This is a genomic window from Mixta sp. BE291 (genome assembly GCF_031457955.1).
Classification (GTDB): domain Bacteria; phylum Pseudomonadota; class Gammaproteobacteria; order Enterobacterales; family Enterobacteriaceae; genus Mixta.
Genome location: NZ_JAVDXN010000005.1, coordinates 315,871 through 335,814, shown reverse-complemented (window position 1 = coordinate 335,814; position 19,944 = coordinate 315,871). Strand labels below are relative to the sequence as shown.

21 protein-coding genes are annotated in these 19,944 nt (G+C 57.0%); 12 read left to right on the top strand and 9 right to left on the bottom strand.

From position 1 onward, the window contains the following. Positions 1-510 precede the first annotated feature (510 nt). Positions 511-594 (bottom strand): small membrane protein YohP, encoded by an 84-nt coding sequence (locus J2X14_RS21025; RefSeq protein ID WP_442897173.1) that lies wholly within the window; start codon positions 592-594, stop codon positions 511-513. Between the two features lie 274 nt (positions 595-868). Between J2X14_RS21025 and J2X14_RS14080 the strand changes: the two genes are divergently transcribed. Beyond that, the gene (locus J2X14_RS14080; RefSeq protein ID WP_352411810.1) at positions 869-1,114 is read left to right on the top strand and encodes a hypothetical protein; all 246 of its coding nucleotides are present in this window, start codon (positions 869-871) and stop codon (positions 1,112-1,114) included. An 87-nt stretch (positions 1,115-1,201) separates the two neighbouring features. Here J2X14_RS14080 and gntT read toward each other — a convergent pair whose 3' ends face one another. Next, the gene (gntT, locus tag J2X14_RS14075) at positions 1,202-2,518 is read right to left on the bottom strand and encodes a gluconate transporter (RefSeq protein ID WP_352411809.1); all 1,317 of its coding nucleotides are present in this window, start codon (positions 2,516-2,518) and stop codon (positions 1,202-1,204) included. Between the two features lie 276 nt (positions 2,519-2,794). Between gntT and J2X14_RS14070 the strand changes: the two genes are divergently transcribed. Next, on the top strand, positions 2,795-3,952 hold the full coding sequence (locus J2X14_RS14070; protein ID WP_352411808.1) for an iron-containing alcohol dehydrogenase: 1,158 nt from the start codon (positions 2,795-2,797) through the stop codon (positions 3,950-3,952). On the opposite strand, the gene J2X14_RS14065 is transcribed toward J2X14_RS14070, so the two are convergent. From J2X14_RS14065 to hypA, 7 genes are all read right to left on the bottom strand, one after another. Next, positions 3,949-4,770 carry a Cof-type HAD-IIB family hydrolase gene (locus tag J2X14_RS14065; RefSeq protein WP_352411807.1) on the bottom strand — a complete coding sequence of 274 codons (822 nt, stop codon included), beginning with the start codon at positions 4,768-4,770 and terminating at the stop codon, positions 3,949-3,951. The two genes, J2X14_RS14070 and J2X14_RS14065, sit on opposite strands and share 4 nt — an antisense overlap. A gap of 106 nt (positions 4,771-4,876) precedes the next feature. Beyond that, on the bottom strand, positions 4,877-6,946 hold the full coding sequence (gene flhA, locus J2X14_RS14060; protein ID WP_352411806.1) for a formate hydrogenlyase transcriptional activator FlhA: 2,070 nt from the start codon (positions 6,944-6,946) through the stop codon (positions 4,877-4,879). A 112-nt stretch (positions 6,947-7,058) separates the two neighbouring features. Next, positions 7,059-8,096: a hydrogenase expression/formation protein HypE gene (hypE, locus tag J2X14_RS14055; protein ID WP_352411805.1), complete on the bottom strand. Its 1,038-nt coding sequence runs from the start codon at positions 8,094-8,096 to the stop codon at positions 7,059-7,061. Beyond that, a complete protein-coding gene (hypD, locus tag J2X14_RS14050) occupies positions 8,093-9,247 on the bottom strand; it encodes a hydrogenase formation protein HypD (RefSeq protein WP_352411804.1) in 1,155 nt (384 codons plus the stop codon). The genes hypE and hypD overlap by 4 nt, the downstream gene beginning before the upstream one ends. After that, positions 9,247-9,525, bottom strand: a complete 279-nt coding sequence (gene hypC, locus J2X14_RS14045) for a HypC/HybG/HupF family hydrogenase formation chaperone (protein ID WP_352411803.1) — start codon at positions 9,523-9,525, stop codon at positions 9,247-9,249. Before hypC ends, hypD begins: the two co-directional genes overlap by 1 nt. Further along, positions 9,516-10,265 carry a hydrogenase nickel incorporation protein HypB gene (hypB, locus tag J2X14_RS14040; protein WP_352411889.1) on the bottom strand — a complete coding sequence of 250 codons (750 nt, stop codon included), beginning with the start codon at positions 10,263-10,265 and terminating at the stop codon, positions 9,516-9,518. The genes hypC and hypB overlap by 10 nt, the downstream gene beginning before the upstream one ends. Positions 10,266-10,294: 29 nt before the next feature. Beyond that, complete coding sequence (hypA, locus tag J2X14_RS14035; RefSeq protein WP_352411802.1) at positions 10,295-10,639, bottom strand: hydrogenase maturation nickel metallochaperone HypA; 345 nt, start codon at positions 10,637-10,639, stop codon at positions 10,295-10,297. A gap of 340 nt (positions 10,640-10,979) precedes the next feature. On the opposite strand from hypA, the gene J2X14_RS14030 reads away from it, so the two are divergent. The 10 genes from J2X14_RS14030 (at position 10,980) to hydN (ending at position 19,923) form a co-directional block, all read left to right on the top strand. Further along, positions 10,980-11,444, top strand: coding sequence for a formate hydrogenlyase regulator HycA (locus tag J2X14_RS14030; protein ID WP_352411801.1), 465 nt, complete (start codon positions 10,980-10,982; stop codon positions 11,442-11,444). Between the two features lie 172 nt (positions 11,445-11,616). Beyond that, entirely contained in the window at positions 11,617-12,225 is a 609-nt protein-coding gene (locus tag J2X14_RS14025; protein WP_352411888.1) for a 4Fe-4S dicluster domain-containing protein, read from the top strand. After that, positions 12,225-14,123: a proton-conducting transporter transmembrane domain-containing protein gene (locus J2X14_RS14020; protein WP_352411800.1), complete on the top strand. Its 1,899-nt coding sequence runs from the start codon at positions 12,225-12,227 to the stop codon at positions 14,121-14,123. Before J2X14_RS14025 ends, J2X14_RS14020 begins: the two co-directional genes overlap by 1 nt. Positions 14,124-14,133: 10 nt before the next feature. Beyond that, positions 14,134-15,087, top strand: a complete 954-nt coding sequence (locus tag J2X14_RS14015; RefSeq protein WP_352411799.1) for a respiratory chain complex I subunit 1 family protein — start codon at positions 14,134-14,136, stop codon at positions 15,085-15,087. A gap of 42 nt (positions 15,088-15,129) precedes the next feature. Continuing rightward, positions 15,130-16,854 (top strand): hydrogenase large subunit, encoded by a 1,725-nt coding sequence (locus tag J2X14_RS14010; RefSeq protein WP_352411798.1) that lies wholly within the window; start codon positions 15,130-15,132, stop codon positions 16,852-16,854. Between the two features lie 12 nt (positions 16,855-16,866). Then, the gene (locus J2X14_RS14005; protein ID WP_352411797.1) at positions 16,867-17,421 is read left to right on the top strand and encodes a formate hydrogenlyase complex iron-sulfur subunit; all 555 of its coding nucleotides are present in this window, start codon (positions 16,867-16,869) and stop codon (positions 17,419-17,421) included. After that, a complete protein-coding gene (locus tag J2X14_RS14000) occupies positions 17,421-18,218 on the top strand; it encodes an NADH-quinone oxidoreductase subunit B family protein (RefSeq protein ID WP_352411796.1) in 798 nt (265 codons plus the stop codon). Before J2X14_RS14005 ends, J2X14_RS14000 begins: the two co-directional genes overlap by 1 nt. Then, the gene (locus tag J2X14_RS13995; RefSeq protein ID WP_502890016.1) at positions 18,218-18,694 is read left to right on the top strand and encodes a formate hydrogenlyase maturation HycH family protein; all 477 of its coding nucleotides are present in this window, start codon (positions 18,218-18,220) and stop codon (positions 18,692-18,694) included. The genes J2X14_RS14000 and J2X14_RS13995 overlap by 1 nt, the downstream gene beginning before the upstream one ends. Further along, a complete protein-coding gene (gene hycI, locus J2X14_RS13990) occupies positions 18,687-19,181 on the top strand; it encodes a hydrogenase maturation peptidase HycI (protein ID WP_352411794.1) in 495 nt (164 codons plus the stop codon). Before J2X14_RS13995 ends, hycI begins: the two co-directional genes overlap by 8 nt. Before the next feature lie 196 nt (positions 19,182-19,377). Beyond that, positions 19,378-19,923, top strand: coding sequence for an electron transport protein HydN (gene hydN / locus J2X14_RS13985; protein WP_352411793.1), 546 nt, complete (start codon positions 19,378-19,380; stop codon positions 19,921-19,923). The last annotated feature ends 21 nt before the right edge of the window (positions 19,924-19,944 follow it).

Sequence of the window (19,944 nt, the reverse complement as noted above, 5' to 3'; positions counted from 1 at the left end):
GGCGTTAAGCCGTCAGCGCTAATCTGTTGCTGATAAGAAACTGATAACCCAGGCTAACGATTTGCCCGGTTGTTGCCATGCATCAATGAAAGCCGCTTTTATCAGGCCATTGCCGAGCATGCCGTTTATCTGATGCATTAAATTTACTTACTTTTCATTGATTTACAAAGTGATCATAACCACCTTAAACATATTAAGTAAATTTATAGATCTTTTGTCTGTTTTTGCTAAGATATTTCACGCCGCGAAATCAGCAGTAAGGAAGATAAGGATGGTCATGAAAATAAGATGTACCGCCTGTGGCAGTAAAAGGTTTCGCTATACTACCGGGGACCAAAAAGGGAAATTTCACCACGGCGCGGTATGTGCTTATTGTTTTAAACCTTTTACCGTACAGGATGTGCTGCCCAACACTGAGGTAGACCCTATTGCCCGTTGTCTGATCGGACAACGCAATAACAGGCTGGCGCCTTAGAAAAGCGGCACCTGCCTGAGGTGCCGCTAATCGTATTAAAACAGGATTTTGAATACGCCGGTAAGCGTCAGTAAGCCAACAATAAAGATAATCGCGATAATCCACAGTATAATTTTCATTCCATTCTCCCTGTAGGCCTGACAGCCGATGAGTAAATTGAGCTGTGGTCCACTGTTAACAAAGTCTGCTTGTCACCTTGCCAACAACCGCAGCGTTATCTGTTGCTTAAGTATAGTTAAGAAAAACAATTCTGCATTTTTGCGATGCAGATCGCGCCCTGCGGCCGTCCCCCGCCCTGCCGCTTCGATCTGCTCACTAAAGGCCGCTAAACTTAATGCGGGTGTTAACCCAGTCTCTTAGTGACATTTTGTCAGCCTGTAAAAAGGAGGCTTTATGAGTACGATTAATACCAATATGGGCAGGTATTGCCTGAAGGCGAACCACGCGGGTAATCACATCAAAGGCTCCATTGCCATCAACAACGAGGGCGGCGATCAGCTCTCTTTACAGGAGTTTGATGAGCATTATCTGGATGATGTGGTCAATAACGTGATCTTCCCGATCACCGGCGGTAACCGTGAAATCACACAGGCGCTGCGCGAGCAGATGATTAAAGCAGGATTTACCCAGCCGCATTAAACAGCGGGGCCGCTGCGTGCCCCGTGATGTGAAATGCTTCGGCCAGTCGCGCAGCTGAGGGATAGCGGGCTGCGCGACTGCGTTAACTTAGATAACGGCGGACAACAGTAAACATCCCACCAGGCCGCACACGGAAATAATGGTTTCCAGTGCTGACCAGGAGCGTATGGTTTCGCCGATAGTCAGGTTAAAGTACTCTTTAAACAGCCAAAAGCCTGGGTCATTAACGTGCGAGAAAATCACGCTACCGGCCCCTACGGCGATCACCATCAGCTCCGGGCTGGCGCCAGAGGTGGCGATCAGCGGCGCGACAATACCACCGGCGGTAATCGCCGCGACGGTAGCCGATCCCAGCGCGATACGCAGCACGGCGGCAATCGACCAGGCCATGAAAATAGGCGACAGGTTGGTAGCGTGCATCAGCCCGGCAATATATTTATCCACGCCGCTGTCCACCAGCACCTGTTTAAACGCGCCGCCACCGCCGATAATCAGCAGCATCATGGCGATGATCTTGATGGAGTCAGCCAGCGTATTCATCACCTCATCCATACTGCGGCCACGATTCAGACCAAAAGTGAAAATGCCAATTAACACGGCAATCAGCGTTGCCATCACCGGATCGCCAAAGAACTCAGCCCAGGGCAGCAGAACATGACCTTTTGGCAGCACCATTTCCGCCACCGCGCGTAACGCCATCAGAATAACCGGCACAAGTGCCGTCCAGACGCTCACGCCAAAACCCGGCATTTCCGCTTCGCTAAAGGTTTTCGGGTTATACAGCCCTTCCGGGATTGGCTTATCGATATTTTTCAAGAAGCGCGCATAAACCGGCCCCGCCAGAATCACCGTCGGGATCGCCAGCAGCGTACCAAACAGCAGGGTTTTGCCCATATCGGCGTCGAACAGCGTGGCGATAGCGGTTGGACCCGGATGCGGCGGCAGAAAGCCATGGGTAACGGATAAGGCGGTAGCCATCGGCACGCCGACATAGAGTAGCGGCACGCGCGCAGAGGCGGCGATACTGAAAACCAGCGGCAGCATCAGCACAAAACCCACCTCATAGAACAGGGCAAAACCCACGGTAAAGCCGGTTAACACCACCGCCCACTGAATATGACGCTGCCCAAATTTAGCGATAAGCGTGGTGGCAATCCGCTGTGCGCCGCCGCAGTCCGCCAGCAGTTTCCCCAGCATCGCGCCAAAGCCCATGATCAGCGCCAGGCCGCCAAGGGTGCTGCCAACGCCCGCTTTGATGGAGGCGATCACCTTATCAACCGGCATGCCCTGCATAACGCCCACCAGCAGCGCAACCAGGATCAGCGCGATAAATCCATTAAGCTTGAAGCGAATCATTAGCAGGAGCAGTAGCGCGACCCCAACCGCAACGATAACTAATGGCATAATTTTTCTCCGGTGAATGGCCGCCAGGAATAACGACCGACTTTATCATTGTGGGTCACGACAGGAATAAACTGAGTGACATACTTAGCAGCAAATGAACGCCCTGCCATATTGTTACCGATAACATGGTAGCGGTAACAAATTGTCACTGGAATCTGCGCCGTGAGGAGAATTATTAATTTGCGAAGGTGATCAACTTTTTACCGCTGTGTTAACCGCGGGTTGCTATCCATAGCGCAGCGCCAGGCTGGTAAACTCTTCTCTCCTTAAAAAACCATGGCGGGACTAAACGTGTTAACCAGCCAGACGATTACTAACCGACAAACTTTTTTTGGCCGCGGCAGCCTGCAACAGCTGCTACCGCTTCTTCAGCAGACACCGCAGGCGACGCTGTTATTTTGCGGCCGCTCCTTTCTGAACAGCACCCATTACGCCGCCATCGCTCCGGCGCTTCAGCCATTGCTAATCGGCCATGAGGTGGTTACCCGCGAAGCTTCGCCGGATGATATCGATCGCTGGGTCGCGCGCTGGCGTGGCAAAGTAGAACGTGTGGTAGCAATCGGCGGCGGCAGCGTGCTGGACGCCGCCAAAGCTTTCGCTGCGGTGAGCCAGTATCCGTTGAATACCCTGCGTTATCTGGAGAAAGTGGGCGATACGCCGGTCAGCGGTGCGACATTGCCCGTGATTGCCATACCCACCACGGCTGGCACCGGTAGTGAAGTCACGCAGAACGCGGTGGTGACTGACCAGGGCGATATCAAGGTGAAAGCCTCTCTGCGTCATGCGAATTTTGTGCCGCAAATTGCTATCCTGGATGCGGATTTACTGGCTGGCGCGCCGGATAAGGTGCTGGCCTGCTGCGCCATTGATACCTTTACGCATCTGTTTGAAGCCTGGCTTTCCGCCAAAGGGAACCTCTTTACCCGCGAAACCGCGCTTAACGGCATGCGGCAGTTTATTAAAGGCTGGCCGAATCTGCATCGTCAGGACCAACAAGGCGCCGAGGCGCGCGAAGCGATGCTGATGGCGTCATGGCTGGGCGGCTTAAGCCTGAGCATGGCGGGTTTGGGCGTGATCCACGGCATCGCGGGCGAGCTGGGCGCGATCAAGGCGTATCATCACGGTGAAGTCTGTGGCCGCTTACTGCTTCCCTTTTTAGCGCTGCTGGATAATAGCGCGCATCCGCAACAGCAGGCATTAATGGCGGAGCTACAGCTGGCGTTATTTGGCGTAACGCACCCGGAACCCGCAAGCGCCCTGGCGCAGTGGCTCCAGCAACATGCGCCGTTTCCTTTCTGGCAGCAAAAACCGCCGTTGAGCGCCAGTGACGTCGAGTGGATACTGGCGCGCGCCAACAGTAAAAATTCGCTGGTCAATTACAGCGCCGAGCAACAGCGCTGGATGCTGCAACAGGCCTACAGCTGCACGGCTTAAGCGAAGGCCCCTCGCCCTTCCAGCAGCTGTTGAATCACCTCCAGCACGCCCTCTTGATTGTTTGAGGGCGCCTGGTACCCCGCCGCCGCCTTTACCCTGTCCGGCGCGTTAGCCATCGCGTAACCGAATCCGGCCTGGTTTAACATCTCCAGGTCGTTGCCGCCGTCGCCAAACGCCACCACCTGCTCGTGGGATATCCCCCAGCGCTGCTGCAACAGCGCCAGCCCGTGCGCTTTATGCAAACCCGGAATAATCAGATCAACCGAGCCATGACCGCTGGTGACGGCGGTCGCAACGCCGGCATGATGCCGCTCAATATCCGCCATCAGCACAGAAACGTACTCATCCGAGAGATTCAGCGCAAATTTAAACAGGCGATCGTCAATGTCATCCAGCCGTTCGGTTGGCTGAAGGCGATGACAGTAGCGACGCATTTTTTCCAGATAGACGGCGGGCGTAGAAGAGAAATACCAGGCGCTGTGATAGCCGCACAGCACATAATTCAGCTCAGGATAGTTACCGCGCGCCAGGGTATCGATAATTTTCGCCACGTCGCCCTGCGGAAACTCACCGACAAAGCGATCCTCGCCCGCCTCGACGATATAAGCGCCATTTTCCGCCACAAAGGCGATCTCATGCGCGATATCCGGAAAAAAGCTTCGTAGCTGATAATACTGGTTGCCGCTGGCGACAACAAAGCGAATGCCGCGCGCCTTCAGCGCTGCATACTGTTCGGCAAAGCGCGCACGGTTATAATTTTTCCCATCGTCAAGGAACGTGCCGTCCATATCTACTGCAACAAGTTTTATCTCCGCCATTATCCTGCCTCTGCGTATGCTAACTGATGCTTAGCTTAGCTGACGATACCGCCTGCTGCTTCGCCGCACTCTTCGTGACCGATCGCCCACCCGGCTGGCACGCGGTTTACTTCGCCTTAATGCCTAGTTTTTTCATGCGCGACAGCAATGTGGTGCGCTTTAATCCTAATCGACAGGCTGCCCCACGCGGCCCGGCAACCACGCCGTTGGTCTCTTTCAGCACTTGCAGAATGCGTTCGCGCTCGTCGGTCTCCTGAATTGCCACGGCAGCAGCAGGCGCGGCGGCGGCGGCCATGGCAACGGGCGCGTCGAGCGCTGGCAGCGGCAAATCTAACACGCTGCCCTGAGTAAGCAGCACCGCGCGCTCAATAACATTTTCCAGCTCACGCACATTGCCCGGCCACGGCATCTGGCTCAACTGGCGTAGGGTATGCGCCGGGATACTCTCAATGGTCCGCTTCATACGCCGGGAGATCTTATGCGTCAGATATTTCACTAACTGCGGAATATCTTCCGGGCGTTCACGTAGCGGCGGGATCACGATAGGGAAAACATTTAACCGGTAATAGAGATCGCTGCGGAACGTTTTATCATTCACCATCTGCTGTAGATCGCGGTTGGTGGCAGCAATTACCCGCACGTTCACCGAGATCTGTTTACTGCCGCCCACCCGTTCAAACTCCTGCTCCTGCAGGATACGCAGCAGCTTGGGCTGCAGCTCCAGCGGGATTTCACCCACCTCATCCAGAAACAGCGTGCCTTCATCGGCCAGTTCAAAACGTCCCATCCGCTGTGAGGTGGCGCCGGTAAATGCCCCTTTTTCATGGCCGAACAGATCGCTTTCCATCAGTCCGGCTGGCATGGCGGCGCAATTCATCTTCACCATGCGCCGATCGCGTCGCTCGCTCAAATGATGTATCGCTCTGGCTATCAGCTCTTTGCCGGTGCCGGTTTCGCCCAGGATCAGCACTGAACAGTCGCTTTTGGCGACAATTTGCACCTGTTTCAGCACTTCTGACATGCGCGGGCTGCGCCCGACAATATCGCAGAAGTCAGCGCTTTCGCTGTTGATCTGCTCGGTCAGATAACGGTTTTCATGCTGCAACTTCTCTTTCAGGCTTTTGATTTCCTGATAGGCCAACGCATTATCAACCGCAATGGCAATACGCTCAGCGATCTGCTGTAACACCCGCAGATTGGCCGCATTAAAATTATCGGGCTGAGGCTGCGCCAGTTTCAGCACGCCCAGTGTTTTATGACCAAAACGCAGCGGTAAAATACAGAGCGTTTTCACCTGATCCGCCCAGAGCTGCTGAAACAGGCTGCCCTGCTCGCCTTGCCGCTTTTTCGACGGTTCTACGCTGGTCAGCGACATTTCGCCGCTTTTCATCACCTGCTGTTCCAGCGAACCGGCCAGATCTTTGCGCGACTGCTCACGCTTCGCCAGATGTGCCTGCACATAGTGCGTGGCATATACGCTGGCCTGTTCGCTCTCTTTACCGGCGTCGCACAGCACAATGCTGATGGCATTGATATGAAAAAAGTGATGAATAACCTTGGCGATTTCGCCGGTCAGTTCATCTAAATCCAGCTTTGACAGCACCGCATTGGTGATATCCACCAGAATACTGAAATCGTCGCGCTCATGGCGCAGCAGCGACTGTTGTAGCTGCATCTTTTCCCGTAGCTGGATCTGTTCGATGGCAATAGCCACCAGCGTACAGAGCTGATGCAGCCCCTCTTTATCCTCTTCCGTGAAGGGCTGCGCATGTTGCCGAAAAAACTCGCAGCCGCCCAACAGCCCCGCAGAGGCCTGCAACGGCACCAGGCAGTAATCGGTGAACAGTGGATAAAGGTTGAGCACCGCCAGTTGCGGATAGCGCTGATGTAATGCCTCGCTACGCCAGACCTGAATCTGCGGATTGTGCAGCAGCGCATTGACCGGCCCGGTCGCCAACAGGGTTTCATCTTTGTAACAGAGCGGTTGATGGCGCGCATCCATGCCGTAAAAACTCACGCGTTCGCTCCGATCGTTAAACAGCACCAGCGAAACCTTCTCGGCAATACCGGTGTTTAGCACCAGTTGATTCAGGGTTTCGGTTAACGCGGCCATAGACGGTTGTTGAAGCAAGGTGCGCGTCAGCTCAAGTACGCCTTTGTGTTTTTTCGTGCTCATCGTTGCACTGTAGACAGCATTTTTTTTCGCTAGCATGGATGTTGAACAGCAATGGATTAACAGAAAGGAAGGGGGATCTTACGCCCTTCGTCATACACCATCCCAGGCGAGATCAACAAATGCGAGGTAAAGGTTCCGCATGCGGCAACATTAGCTGGCGCGATACGCCCAGTAAGCCGCGCAGCGTAACCTGCGGCGTAGGGGTCACCTCCCCAATCGTTGCCGCATCCACGCCCAGCGGATGGCGACGCAGCAGGTTCAGCACCGCCTCTTCCGCCTCAGCCGCAACCGCCAGCACCACTTTCCCTTCATTGGCAAAATTCAGCGGCTCCAGCCCCAGCAGCTCGCAAATCCCTCTTACCGCGGGTTTAACCGGCAGCGCGGCTTCATCAATCGTTATTCCATATCCGCAGGCTTCGGCGAACTCATGCAGAATGGCGTTAACGCCACCGCGCGTGGCGTCACGCAGGGCATGTACGCCAGAGCCTGCGCGCAGCGGCGCAATTAACGGCGCCAGCACCGCACAGTCGCTTTGCACGCCCAAATCCATGCCCAAACCTTCACGCAGATTAAGGATGGCGGCACCGTGATCGCCAAGCGTGCCGCTCACCACAATCTTATCGCCGGGCTGAATGTTTTTTGCCGCCCAGTTCACCGTCGCAGGGATCGCGCCAATACCCGCGGTGTTAATAAAAATTTTATCGGCGGCGCCGCGCTGCACCACTTTGGTATCGCCGGTAACGATGGCGATACCGGCGGCCTGCGCCGTTTGCGCCATGGCGTTAACAATCGCCTGCAAATCGTCAAGCGCCAGCCCCTCCTCCAGAATAAAACCACAGGAGAGATAGTTCGGCGTTGCGCCGCACACCGCCAGATCGTTTGCCGTGCCGCACACCGCCAGCGTGCCAATATTGCCGCCGGGGAAAAAGATCGGATCAATAACATAGCTGTCGGTGGTAAAGGCCAGCCGATCGCCCTGCTGACCAAGATCGGCGATAGAGAGGCGAGCGCTATCTTCACGCTCATCCAGCCAGGGGTTGGCGAAAGCAGAAAGAAACATTCGTTCAATCATCTGCTGCATAGCGCGTCCGCCGCTGCCGTGCGCCATCGTAACCACCTGCTGCGAGCGGGCGGGCTGTTGCTGATTCATCCTGCAATCCTCTGTTGATGTTGGGAAAGTTCCGGGCTTGTTTCCTGGTGTCGGTATTGATACCAGGCGGCGCACGCTCCTTCAGACGAGACCATCAGCGCGCCAAAGGCGTTATGCGGCGTACAGACGCGACCAAACAGCGGGCACTGATGCGGTTTACAGCGTCCGGTCAGCACCTCGCCGCAGCGGGCGCGCGGATCGTCCGCCACGGCCTGTGCCTGGGGATGAAAGCGCCGTTCTGCGTCAAAATCGGCATAGGCGGGCGTCAGGGAAATGCCGGATGCCTCGATCAGCCCCAGCCCGCGCCATTCGCTGCTGCCGCCCAGCTGGAACACCTCGCGCATCGCCTGCTGCGCCAGCGGATTGCCCGCTGGCGGCACCACGCGTCGATACTGGTTTTCCGTGGCACAGCGCGCCTCGCATACCTGCTCCACCAGCATCAGCAGACCGTGCAGCATATCCAGCGGCTCAAATCCGCTAACCACCAGCGGCTTGCCGAACTGTTGATTGATAAACAGATAGGGCGCGGTGCCGATCACCATGCTGACATGACCTGGCGCAAGGAAGGCGTCAATGCGCATATCTTCCTGCTGTAACAGGCTGCGCAACGTGGGTATCAGGCTGATGTGCTGGCAAAAAACGCTAAAATTCGTGAGCTTTTCGCGCCGCGCCTGCTGTAGCGTCACGGCGGTGACCGGCATGGTGGTTTCAAAACCCAGCGCGAAAAAGACCACCTGACGCTGTGGATGTTGCCGCGCCAGCGCCAGCGCATCCAGCGGCGAATAAACCACCCGCACATCCGCACCGCGCTCACGTGCCTGCATCAGCGATCCCTGCTTACCCGGCACGCGTAGCGCATCGCCAAAGGTGCAAAAAATCACCTGCGGCTGTGCGGCAATTTCACAGCAGGCATCAATGCGCCCCATCGGCAGCACGCAAACCGGACAGCCCGGCCCGTGAATAAACGCCAATTGCGGCGGTATCAGCTTATCCAGACCAAATTTAAAGATGGCGTGCGTATGTCCGCCGCACACTTCCATAATTTGCATTGGTTTTTCTGCCGTAAACGGCAGCTGCGCCGCCCGCTGATGCAGACGTTCAAGCAGCGTTTCCGCCAGTTTTGCATCGCGGAACTCATCAACAAAACGCATTATCTTTTCTCTCCCGCGCCAAGGAACATCGCCACATCCGCTTCCACCTCTTCCATGGCGTGCAGCGCCGCCAGCGTCTCCTGCGCTTCCTGCTCGTCAAGCTTGCTCAGCGCAAAGCCGACGTGAATCAATACCCAGCAGCCAATCAGCTGCTGACGATCGCCCTCAGCGATCAGCGCAATATTCACTTCGCGGCGCATACCGCAGACGTCCGCCCAGGCGCAATCGGCCTGTTGTGGATGCAGCGCAATGATTTTCCCCGGAATGCCTATACACATCGCTGCTGCTCCAGCCAGTTCAACCAGCAATCCATACCATCGCCACGGGTTGCTGAGAGCTGAATCACCTCAATTTGTGGATTAACCTGGCGCGCGTTGGCGATGCAGGCTGCCACGTCAAAATCGAGATAGGGCAGCAGATCGATTTTGTTCAGGATCATCAGGCTGGAGGCGGCAAACATATGCGGATATTTCAGCGGCTTGTCTTCGCCCTCGGTCACCGACAACACCGCAACCTTATGCCGCTCGCCCAGATCAAAGCTGGCTGGACAGACGAGGTTGCCGACATTCTCAATAAACAGCAGGCTGTTATTCTGTAGCGCCATCTGATGCAGCGCGTCATGCACCATTTGCGCATCCAGATGACAGCCTTTGCCGGTATTAACCTGAATCGCCGGTACGCCGGTGGCGCGAATGCGATCGGCATCGTTGGTGGTTTGCTGATCGCCCTCGACTACCGCGCAGCTTACCTGAGCGGCCAGCTGCGTGAGCGTGCGGGTCAGCAAGGTCGTTTTCCCGGAGCCAGGGCTGGATACCAGGTTCAGCGCCAGGATGGATGCGGCGGCAAAATGCGCGCGGTTATGGTCGGCGATATGATTATTTTTCGCCAAAATATCGATCTCAATATCCACCAGCCGACGCGGAGCAAAAGGCAGACCGTGCTGGTGAACAGGGGCATGCGCGCCGTTGAAGCCCTCAATTTGTATCTCGCCGCTGGCGCAGCCGCAGGTTGTACACATCATTTCTCCCCAGGCATGCGTAATGCCCGTTATGCAATTTCAATACGTTTAATTTTCATGCCGTCATCGGCGTTAACCCGCAGGTGGCGCCCGCCGCATTGCGGGCAAATCAGCACGCCGGGGCTAAGCAGGGCGATCGCCTGCTGGCAATCGTGACACCAGCTCTCTGCCGCCGGCGTTTCCAGATGCAGCAGGCAGCCTTCGGCCAGCGTTTCACGGCAGGCGACATCAAAACAGAAGCGCAGCGCTTCTGGCTCCACGCAGGAAAAAGCGCCGATCTCCAGCCATACCGCCGTAATTCGCCGGGCATTATGCTGCCGGGCATGCTGCTCGATCATTTCCAGCGCGCACTGGCACAGCGTAATTTCATGCATTATTTTTCACCGTTAACAGATGACCCGATGAATAACTGCAATATCAATGCCACTTTTAATAACGTTATTAACAGCGCAGGCGCAGCGAAATATATTCCCTAAATAAGAAGAGCGGCAGGCAGGTGACGACAGCAGTGTCGAAATAAGACGAAATCGACACTAAACGCTTTAATCGCGTCCCTTGCTGGCAGGCAGTGAAATATCCACACCAATGATTTAACAGCAAATATTAGATAATTTTCCAATTTGGCACGTTTTATGCCAACAGAGATATATCGCCCGTTCTCGTCGTCAGTTAAGGCGTCGAAAAGCCTATATCACTTATTAACGGTTAATTATCATGAGCACACTCAGCGAACTGAGCAGCAAAGCGGATTATATTGCCAACCGCAACCACCAACTTAAAGCGCAGTGGCACAGCTACCAAAACAGCCTGACACAGGCAATCAGCGCAAAGAATAAAAAGATAAATCATGAGTTTATCTATAGCGAAGGCGACGACATCCGCTTTGCGCTGTTTAATCATTTTATTATCAGCATCCGTTTAAGCGATGATTTTTTCAGCCATGACATTCTTTACAGCATTAATATCGCCTCGCCCGACGCGCCTGCCCGCTTTAGCACTTTCGCTCATGCGAAATTAAATGAACAGGGCACCGTTGACGCCATCCCCATCGGCGATAAACCCGCCATTCTTGACCATTACCTGAATAAGATTGCCGCTATTTACCAGTGCCTGTTTGATGCGCTGCAAGGTAATCAGCCGATTTACCCGCAATTAGAGCAGCTGCTTAACCCGGCCTGAATAATATTTTTCCGGTCGTGTAATAAAGCAGTTCATTGCCATCTCAGAGTGACGTTTAACACCCAGCGGGCAGTGACAAAAATGTCGAAATGTCATGTTAACTGACGATTTCATCATTTTTGACGAACAGCCCAACCTGATTAAAGGAGATTTCATGAGCAGCCCTCATGCCATGAATCAATATGTTATTGCCGATCCCAAACGCTGTATCGGCTGCAATACCTGTATGGCCAGTTGTTCGCAGACGCACCGCCAGCATGGCCTGCAGTCCGCGCCGCGTTTGCAGGTGATGCGCAACCGGATCGATTCTGCGCCGGTGATGTGCCATCAGTGTGAAGATGCGCCCTGCGCGCAGGTTTGTCCGGTCAATGCCATCGGCCGTAAAGATAACGCCATTTATCTTAATGAAAGCCTCTGTATTAGCTGCAAGCTGTGCGGTATTGCCTGTCCGTTTGGCTCCATCACCTTTGCCGGCAGCCAGCCGGTGGATATTCCCCGCCGTTGCCATACCAGCAAAGCCCTGCCTGCGCCAGAAGCGCCTGCGGCGGTTAGTCCGTTTGTTGATTGCGTGCCGGGCGTGCGGGCGGTGGCGGTGAAATGCGACCTTTGCAGTTTCTCACCGGATGGCCCGGCCTGCGTTAAAACCTGCCCTACGCAGGCGATTACGCTGGTTACGCCGGTGCTGGCGCACCAGGCCAGCCTGCAAAAACGCCTGAATGCCATGAACGCGCTCTCTGCGGGCATCGTGGCCTTTACTGCCTCAGACAGGGAGAATGCATAATGTCAGCTTTGTTTGCTTTTACTCCCGGTTCGCTGCTGGCGCTGGCGCTGCTTATCTGGCTGCTAAGCGGCGTGGCGGGTAGCCTGCTGGCCGGTGCCACGCGCCTGAGCGGTGCGATTATTGGCGGTGGCGGGATGCTGGCCGCGCTGGCCGCTATCGGCGCAGCCTGTCTGATACTGCGCGGCACCACCACCGAGACGGTTCAACTGCCGGTTATCGCTTTCCGCGCCGAGCTCAGCGCGTTAAATGCGCTGTTGCTGCTGGCGCTGACCATTCCGGCGCTGTTTTGCAGCCTGTTCGCCTGGGGCTTCTCTGGCGTCAATGCCGCTCAACGCGCACGCAGTGGCCTGCTGTGCCATTTATTGCTGGCCTCGCTGGTAGCGGCCAACCTCGCAGCCAACGCCGTGGCGCTGATCTTATTGCTGGAGCTGGCCGCGCTGGCCGCCTATTTTCTGATCGCGCTGGGCGAAGACGTTAAAAGCCGCCGTGCCGCGCTCAATCAGTTTTTGTCGGGCCGTGTGGGTACGCTCTGTCTGGTGTTAGCCTTTGTGCTGCTCTGGCGCGTCAGCGGCAGCCAGGATTTTGACGTGCTGCGTCATAGCGTTTTCAGTGCGAGCGTGAAGTCCACCGCCTTTCTGCTGGCGCTGATCGGGTTCGGGCTATACGCCGGTGTTATCCCGCTGCACGCCTGGGTTCCGCAGTCGCATGCCAGCGCCCCGCCGCACGCCGCCGCCCTTTTCTCTTCGGCGCTGATGAAAACCGGCATCGCCGGGATAATAAAAATCGGCCTGGATCTTATCGGCGCGCCGCCGCTGTGGTGGGGAATCGCCCTGCTGCTGCTGGCGATGCTGACCGCTTTTTTCGGCGGCCTTTACGCGCTGATGGAGCATGACATTCGTCGCCTGCTGGCTTATCACACGCTGGAGAATATCGGCATTATTTTGCTCGGCGTTGGCGGCGCGATGGTGGGCGTGGCGCTGCATATGCCGCTGCTGGCAACGCTGGCGCTGCTGGCCGCGCTGTTCCATCTGTTTAATCACGGCCTGTTCAAAACCGTCCTGTTTCTTGGCGCCGGAGAAATTGAACAGCAGACCGGGATACGAGATATGGAGAAGCTCGGCGGCCTGGCGCGGCGCATGCCTGGCACCGCTATCGCCATGCTGATTGGATTGATGTCGATGGCGGCGCTGCCGCCGCTGAACGGTTTTGCCAGTGAATGGCTGCTCTATCAGTCGCTGTTCCAGCTTAGCGGCAGCCATGCCTTTGTGGCGCGGCTGCTCGGCCCGCTGCTGGCGGTGGGCCTGGCATTAACCGGCGCGCTGGCGCTGATGTGTATCGCCAAAGTCTTTGGCGTGACGTTTCTTGGCGCGCCGCGTTCGCCCGCCGCCGCCGCTGCCTCACCGGCCCCGCTGGCGATGCGATCAAGCAGCCTGCTGCTGGCGCTGCTGTGCGTGATGGTCGGCGTCGCCGCGCCGTGGCTGATTCCCTTCTTTGCCGCCGTTAGCGCTGCGGTACTGCACAGCGCGGCTCAACCCCTGGCGCAGCATGGTATTACCGTCTCGCCGGTTTCTCAGGTCTCTCCCCCGATGATTGCCTTGCTGTTGCTGTCGATGCCGCTGCTGCCGTGGCTGATAACGATTGCTCTGCGCGGCGCGCGCCTGCCAAACCGCCGACGTGGCACGGCCTGGGCCTGCGGCTACAGCCATTCTGCCGAAATGGTGGTTACCGCCACCGGCTTTGCCCAGCCGCTGCGGGTGATGTTCGCCCCGCTTTATCGCCTGCGTCAGTGCGCGACGGGCGGGCTGGTCAATGTGCTGCATCAGGGATGGCCAGGCGCGGTTTGCCGTCGGCTGGCTTTTATCGAACTGGCCGTGCTGCTGGTTGTGGCGTTTGCCTGAGGAACCCATCATGAATCCTTCTGAATTAGTTTCCACTTCCCTGTGGCCGCTGGCGCTGGTTCAGGCGCTGGCGCTGCTGGCGCTGGCGCCGCTGGTTGCCGGTTTTAGCCGCATGTTACGCGCGCGCATGCATACCCGTCGCGGGCCTGACCTGCTTCAGGAGTACCGCGACATCATTAAGCTGCTGGGACGTCAGAGCGTGGCGCCCGCGGCCTCCGGCCTGGCGTTTCGCACCATGCCTTATCTGTTAACCGGTAGCCTGCTGGTTATCGCGACCGCCCTGCCGATGGTTACCGTGGCTTCGCCGCTGGGTGCGGTGGGCGATCTCATCACCATCATTTATCTGTTTGCCATCGTGCGCTTTGTGTTTGCCATTGCCGGGCTGGATACCGGCAGCACATTTACCGGCATTGGTGCCAGTCGTGAAGCGGTATTGGGCGTGCTGGTTGAGCCGATTCTGCTGCTTGGCCTGTGGATGGCGGCGCTGGCTGCCGGTTCGACCTCGCTGAGCGCTATTGCGGCGCGGGTGCTGCAGTGGCCTTTTTCCTCGTCCCTCACGCTGATGCTGGCCGCGCTGGCCTGCGCCTTTGCCACCTGGATCGAAATGGGCAAGCTGCCGTTCGATCTGGCTGAAGCTGAGCAAGAGCTACAGGAGGGGCCGCTGTCAGAGTATTCCGGCGCAGCGCTGGGGGTAGTGAAAATCGGCATCAGCCTGAAGCAACTGGTGGTGTTGCAGCTCTTTGTTGGTTTGTTTTTACCGTTCGGGCAGGCGCAACAGCTTACGTTCGGCGCGCTACTGCTGGCCGCCGCGCTGTGGCTGGTCAAATTAACCCTTGCCGTGCTGCTGATGGCACTGATTGAAAACAGCGTGGCGCGGCTGCGCTTTCTTAAAACTGCTCGTTTCACCTGGGCGGGTTTTGGGCTGGCGTTTCTGGCGCTGGTCTCCTGGCTGGCGGCGGGCTGAGCCGAGATTGTTTACTCCGCTGCGGCGGAAAGAGGTTGTGTAATGAGTGAATTAACTACCGCATTAAATCAGAACCCGGTCGGTAAAGCGTACCTGGCGGCGCTGGCGCAGCAGTTTCCTGCTGCGATAACGCGCAGCGAATGGCAGACCGATACCCAACTCACGGTGACCATCAAACTCAACGCGCTGCCGGAGGTGGTCGAATGGCTCTGTTATCAGCAGGGCGGCTGGCTTTCCGTATTGTTCGGCAATGATGAGCGCACGCTGTGCGGCCACTATGCCCTTTACTATGTGTTATCGATGGAGCAAGGGGTGAAATGCTGGATCACCGTGCGCGCCGAGGTCAGCCCGATTTCCCTGGAGTTTCCGTCGGTCACGCCACGCGTACCGGCGGCGGTCTGGGGCGAACGTGAAGTCCGCGATATGTACGGCCTGCGCCCGGTGGGCCTGCCGGATGAGCGGCGCCTGGTGCTGCCGGACGACTGGCCCGACGATCTCTACCCGCTGCGTAAAGACGCCATGGACTATCGCCAGCGTCCCGCCCCCACCACCGATGAGGAAACCTATCCGTTTATTTCCGAGACCAAAGCAGGCAATAAAATTGTGCCGATCGGACCGTTGCACGTCACATCTGACGAACCCGGACACTTTCGGCTGTTTGTCGATGGCGAAGACATTATTGATGCTGACTATCGCCTGTTTTACGTGCATCGCGGCATGGAAAAGCTGGCCGAAACGCGCATGGGTTATAACGAAGTCACCTTTCTGTCGGATCGCGTCTGCGGCATCTGCGGTTTTACCCACAGCGTGGCTTACACCTCATCGGTAGAAAATGCGATGGGCATCGTGGTGCCGGAACGGGCACAGATGATCCGCTCGATTTTGCTGGAGGTGGAGCGCCTGCACAGCCATCTGCTTAACCTCGGCCTTGCCTGCCACTTTGTAGGCTTTGACTCCGGCTTTATGCAGTTTTTCCGCGTACGCGAGCAGTCGATGAAGATGGCGGAAATTCTCACCGGCGCGCGTAAAACCTACGGTATGAACCTGATTGGCGGCCTGCGCCGCGACATCCTGAAACAGGACATGATACAGACTATCGCGCTGGCGGGCAGCATGCGCCGCGAACTGAACGATCTGGTGGATATCCTGCTGAGCACGCCGAACACCACACAGCGCAGCGTGGGCGTGGGCATTCTTGATCCGCAGGTCGCACGCGATTTCGGCAATGTCGGGCCAATGGTGCGCGGCAGCGGACACCGGCGCGATATGCGTCAGGATCACCCCTACGCGGGCTACGCCAAATTGCCGTTTACGCTGTGCAGCGAAACCGGCAATGACGTTTACTCGCGCCTGAAAGTGCGTATCAACGAAGTGTTTAACGCGCTGAATATGATTGAGTTCGGCCTGCAAAACCTGCCCGCCGGGCCGCTGATGGTAGAAGGCTTTACCTATATTCCGCACCGCTTTGCGCTCGGTTTTGCGGAAGCGCCGCGCGGCGACGATATCCACTGGAGCATGACCGGTGACAATCAGAAACTGTTCCGCTGGCGCTGCCGCGCCGCCACTTACGCCAACTGGCCAACGCTGCGCTATATGTTGCGCGGCAACACGGTCTCTGATGCGCCGCTGATTATCGGCAGCCTCGATCCCTGTTACTCCTGTACCGACCGGATGACGGTGGTGGATGTGCGTAAGAAAACCACGCAGGTGGTGCCTTACAAAGAGATCGAACGCTACGGCATCGAACGTAAAAATTCGCCGCTTTAAGGAGCCGTCACGATGTTGAAACTGATTAAAAAAGTGCTGAAAACCGGTGAAGCCACGGTGGCCTATCCGGCAGAACCGTTGGCGATGGTCGCTAACTTTCGCGGCAAGCCGGAATACAACGCGCAACAGTGTATCGCCTGCGGGGCGTGCGCCAACGCCTGCCCTTCAAATGCGTTAACCATGACCACCGCAGAAGCGGGCGACAGCGTTCGCTGGTCACTGTTTTTAGGCCGCTGTATTTTCTGCGCCCGCTGTGAAGAAGTCTGCCCAACCGCAGCAATTAGCCTGTCGCCCGCTTTTGAACTGTCGGTGTGGAAAAAAGAGGATCTGTATGAGACCGCTGATTTCCCCGTGTGCGCTTGCCGTCAGTGCGGCAAGCCTTACGCCGTACAAAAAGAGATCGATTTCGCCCTCAGTCTGTTACAGGAAAATGGTGCGCTGAGCGACAGCCAGCTTGCCGCGCGGCGCGTGCAGTACGAAACCTGCCCGGAATGCAAAAAAATGCACGGCCTGACCTCATCTGACCGCATCGATATCGGTCGTCACCTTGTTACGGAGGCTTGCTGATGGCGCAGAACCTGATTGGCCCACGTGATGAAAACGGCCTGCCGGTGCCGATTACGCTTGACGCCAGCATCGCCAAACTGAAAGCCACGCTGCTTCACAGTATTCGCCGCTCCGCTTATGTTTATCGCGTTGACTGCGGCGGCTGTAACGGCTGCGAAATCGAAATTTTCGCTACCCTTTCGCCGATTTTCGATACTGAACGCTTCGGCATCAAAGTGGTGCCCTCGCCGCGTCACGCCGATATTCTGCTGTTTACCGGAGCGGTTACGCGGGCGATGCGCGTGCCGGCGCTGCGCGCCTGGGAAGCGGCCCCCGATCCGAAAATCAGCATCTCTTACGGCGCCTGCGGCAACAGCGGCGGCATCTTCCACGATCTCTATTGCGTCTGGGGCGGCACCGACAAAATTGTGCCGGTCGATGTCTATATTCCCGGCTGCCCACCCTCGCCCGCCGCTACGATTTACGGTTTTGCGCTGGCGCTCGGCCTGCTGGATCAGAAAATTAAAGGAGAACAGCACACTACGCGGGCGGCGGAACCGGCCCTGCTGCTGCACCCCGCTCTGCCGCAGCCGCTGCGTGTTCTGCTCGATCGTGAGGCGCGCCGCATGGCGGGCTATCGCTATGGCCGTCAGATTGCCGATCGCTTTATGACCATCGTCGCGGCATCTGATGCGCAACGCGTTGCACAGCAGCTTGCCGCCTGGCGTCATGAACAGGGCGATGCGCGTCTTAATGAGATCATCGACAGCCTACAGCGCATTTATCACCAGGCGCTGAGCGGGGAGGTAACGCTGTGATGACCGCGAATCCACAGCGCTACGCGCACCACCAGCCCTGCGCTGGCCGCGCGCCGCAGAAAAACAGCGTGGTGTTTTATGCGCTTAACAGCAAATTCGTTGATGAGAAGCGCGCGCAGCAGCGTAGCACGCAGAAAGTGCAGGAGGTGGTCTATTACAGCCTGGCGATCGGCCACCATCTGGGCGTTATCGACTGTCTGAAAGCCTCGCTGACCTGCCCGCTTGCCGACTACCAGCAGTGGATCCGCCGCCTGCCGCCGGAGAGCGAGGCGCGACGCAAGCTGACTGGCGTTGAACGCTTTGGCGAAATCAATATCGATCAGAGCCACATCCATTTGCTGGCGCTGGCGCTGCGCGAGGCGCGGGACAGGATGAGCGAGCAGCAGCAGGCGTGGAGCGATCGGCTGATCGCCCTGCTACAGCAGATTGCCAGCGATCCGGCGATGTACCTGATGGTCAGGAGGTATGATGCCTGACATTAATAACGCTTATGCCCTGCTTTGCGTCGGCAACAGCATGATGGGCGACGACGGCGCAGGCCCGCGATTGGCTGAACGGTGCGCACAGCAGCCGCTACCCGGCTGGACGGTGGTGGATGGCGGCGCGGCGCCTGAAAATGATATCGGCTATTTACGCGAGCTGCGTCCGGCCCATCTGGTGATCGTCGATGCCACGGAAATGGGGCTGGCCCCCGGTGAAATGCGCATCATTGCTGAGCAGGACATCAGCGAGATGTTCATGATGACCACGCACAATCTGCCGCTGACCTTCCTGATAGAACAGCTACGCGCAGACATTCCTCAGATCACCTTTATCGGCATTCAGCCGGAGATCGTCGCGTTTTACTACCCGATGAGCGCTGCCGTTGAGCAGGCGGTCAGCCGCCTGCATCAATGTCTTTTGCCGGGGCTGCAAAACGGCCTCGACATCGCTCCCTGGCAGAGAGAAAACCCATCGACATAACTGTCGATGTGGTGACGAAGCCGTGACGATGACAGCGTTAGCTATCGTCACCGTCACGGCACAACCACATAACCACTTGATTTATAGCCATAAAAAATCACCTGCCCGGCTGGCACGCTTTATGTATAGCTAATGACTGAACGTGTTTAAACCTCTACCTTGCGCGACGACGCGCAAGGTCTTCAGGAGTAAAAGGATGAACCGGTTTATTATTGCCGATCCCAAAAAATGTATCGGCTGCCGTACCTGTGAAATTGCCTGTGTCGTGGCTCACAGCGACGCGCAGGATAGTTCGCTACTGAACAGCACTAACTTCACCCCGCGTCTGCATGTCATTAAAGGCGTAAACCTCAGTACGCCGGTCTCCTGCCGCCAGTGCGAGGATGCCCCCTGCGCCAACGTCTGCCCCAACGGCGCGATTACGCGCACCGATAGCCATATTCATGTGATGCAGGAACGCTGCATCGGCTGCAAAACTTGCGTCGTGGCCTGCCCTTACGGCGCGATGGAAGTGATCACCAAACCGGTGTTTCGTCAGAACGGCGCGGCGATCGCGGCGGTCTCGGAAAAGGCCGAAGCGCATAAATGCGACCTGTGCCATACCCGTGCGCAAGGGCCAGCCTGTAAGGAAGTCTGCCCAACCAAGGCGCTGTTTATTATCGATCGTAACCAACTGCATGACATGAGCGCTGAAAAACGCCGCCGTGCCGCGCTGGATAACACCTCTCCGCTGCTGTTTTGATCCCGACCGAAAAAGGTAAGA

What these genes read in the sequence shown, in the direction of transcription:
- J2X14_RS21025 (WP_442897173.1), bottom strand. Translation starts at nt 594, where the DNA reads ATGAAAATTATACTGTGGATTATCGCGATTATCTTTATTGTTGGCTTA.
- J2X14_RS14080 (WP_352411810.1), top strand. Translation starts at nt 869, where the DNA reads ATGAGTACGATTAATACCAATATGGGCAGGTATTGCCTGAAGGCGAAC.
- gntT (WP_352411809.1), bottom strand. Translation starts at nt 2,518, where the DNA reads ATGCCATTAGTTATCGTTGCGGTTGGGGTCGCGCTACTGCTCCTGCTA.
- J2X14_RS14070 (WP_352411808.1), top strand. Translation starts at nt 2,795, where the DNA reads ATGGCGGGACTAAACGTGTTAACCAGCCAGACGATTACTAACCGACAA.
- J2X14_RS14065 (WP_352411807.1), bottom strand. Translation starts at nt 4,770, where the DNA reads ATGGCGGAGATAAAACTTGTTGCAGTAGATATGGACGGCACGTTCCTT.
- flhA (WP_352411806.1), bottom strand. Translation starts at nt 6,946, where the DNA reads ATGAGCACGAAAAAACACAAAGGCGTACTTGAGCTGACGCGCACCTTG.
- hypE (WP_352411805.1), bottom strand. Translation starts at nt 8,096, where the DNA reads ATGAATCAGCAACAGCCCGCCCGCTCGCAGCAGGTGGTTACGATGGCG.
- hypD (WP_352411804.1), bottom strand. Translation starts at nt 9,247, where the DNA reads ATGCGTTTTGTTGATGAGTTCCGCGATGCAAAACTGGCGGAAACGCTG.
- hypC (WP_352411803.1), bottom strand. Translation starts at nt 9,525, where the DNA reads ATGTGTATAGGCATTCCGGGGAAAATCATTGCGCTGCATCCACAACAG.
- hypB (WP_352411889.1), bottom strand. Translation starts at nt 10,265, where the DNA reads ATGTGTACAACCTGCGGCTGCGCCAGCGGCGAGATACAAATTGAGGGC.
- hypA (WP_352411802.1), bottom strand. Translation starts at nt 10,639, where the DNA reads ATGCATGAAATTACGCTGTGCCAGTGCGCGCTGGAAATGATCGAGCAG.
- J2X14_RS14030 (WP_352411801.1), top strand. Translation starts at nt 10,980, where the DNA reads ATGAGCACACTCAGCGAACTGAGCAGCAAAGCGGATTATATTGCCAAC.
- J2X14_RS14025 (WP_352411888.1), top strand. Translation starts at nt 11,617, where the DNA reads ATGAATCAATATGTTATTGCCGATCCCAAACGCTGTATCGGCTGCAAT.
- J2X14_RS14020 (WP_352411800.1), top strand. Translation starts at nt 12,225, where the DNA reads ATGTCAGCTTTGTTTGCTTTTACTCCCGGTTCGCTGCTGGCGCTGGCG.
- J2X14_RS14015 (WP_352411799.1), top strand. Translation starts at nt 14,134, where the DNA reads ATGAATCCTTCTGAATTAGTTTCCACTTCCCTGTGGCCGCTGGCGCTG.
- J2X14_RS14010 (WP_352411798.1), top strand. Translation starts at nt 15,130, where the DNA reads ATGAGTGAATTAACTACCGCATTAAATCAGAACCCGGTCGGTAAAGCG.
- J2X14_RS14005 (WP_352411797.1), top strand. Translation starts at nt 16,867, where the DNA reads ATGTTGAAACTGATTAAAAAAGTGCTGAAAACCGGTGAAGCCACGGTG.
- J2X14_RS14000 (WP_352411796.1), top strand. Translation starts at nt 17,421, where the DNA reads ATGGCGCAGAACCTGATTGGCCCACGTGATGAAAACGGCCTGCCGGTG.
- J2X14_RS13995 (WP_502890016.1), top strand. Translation starts at nt 18,218, where the DNA reads ATGACCGCGAATCCACAGCGCTACGCGCACCACCAGCCCTGCGCTGGC.
- hycI (WP_352411794.1), top strand. Translation starts at nt 18,687, where the DNA reads ATGCCTGACATTAATAACGCTTATGCCCTGCTTTGCGTCGGCAACAGC.
- hydN (WP_352411793.1), top strand. Translation starts at nt 19,378, where the DNA reads ATGAACCGGTTTATTATTGCCGATCCCAAAAAATGTATCGGCTGCCGT.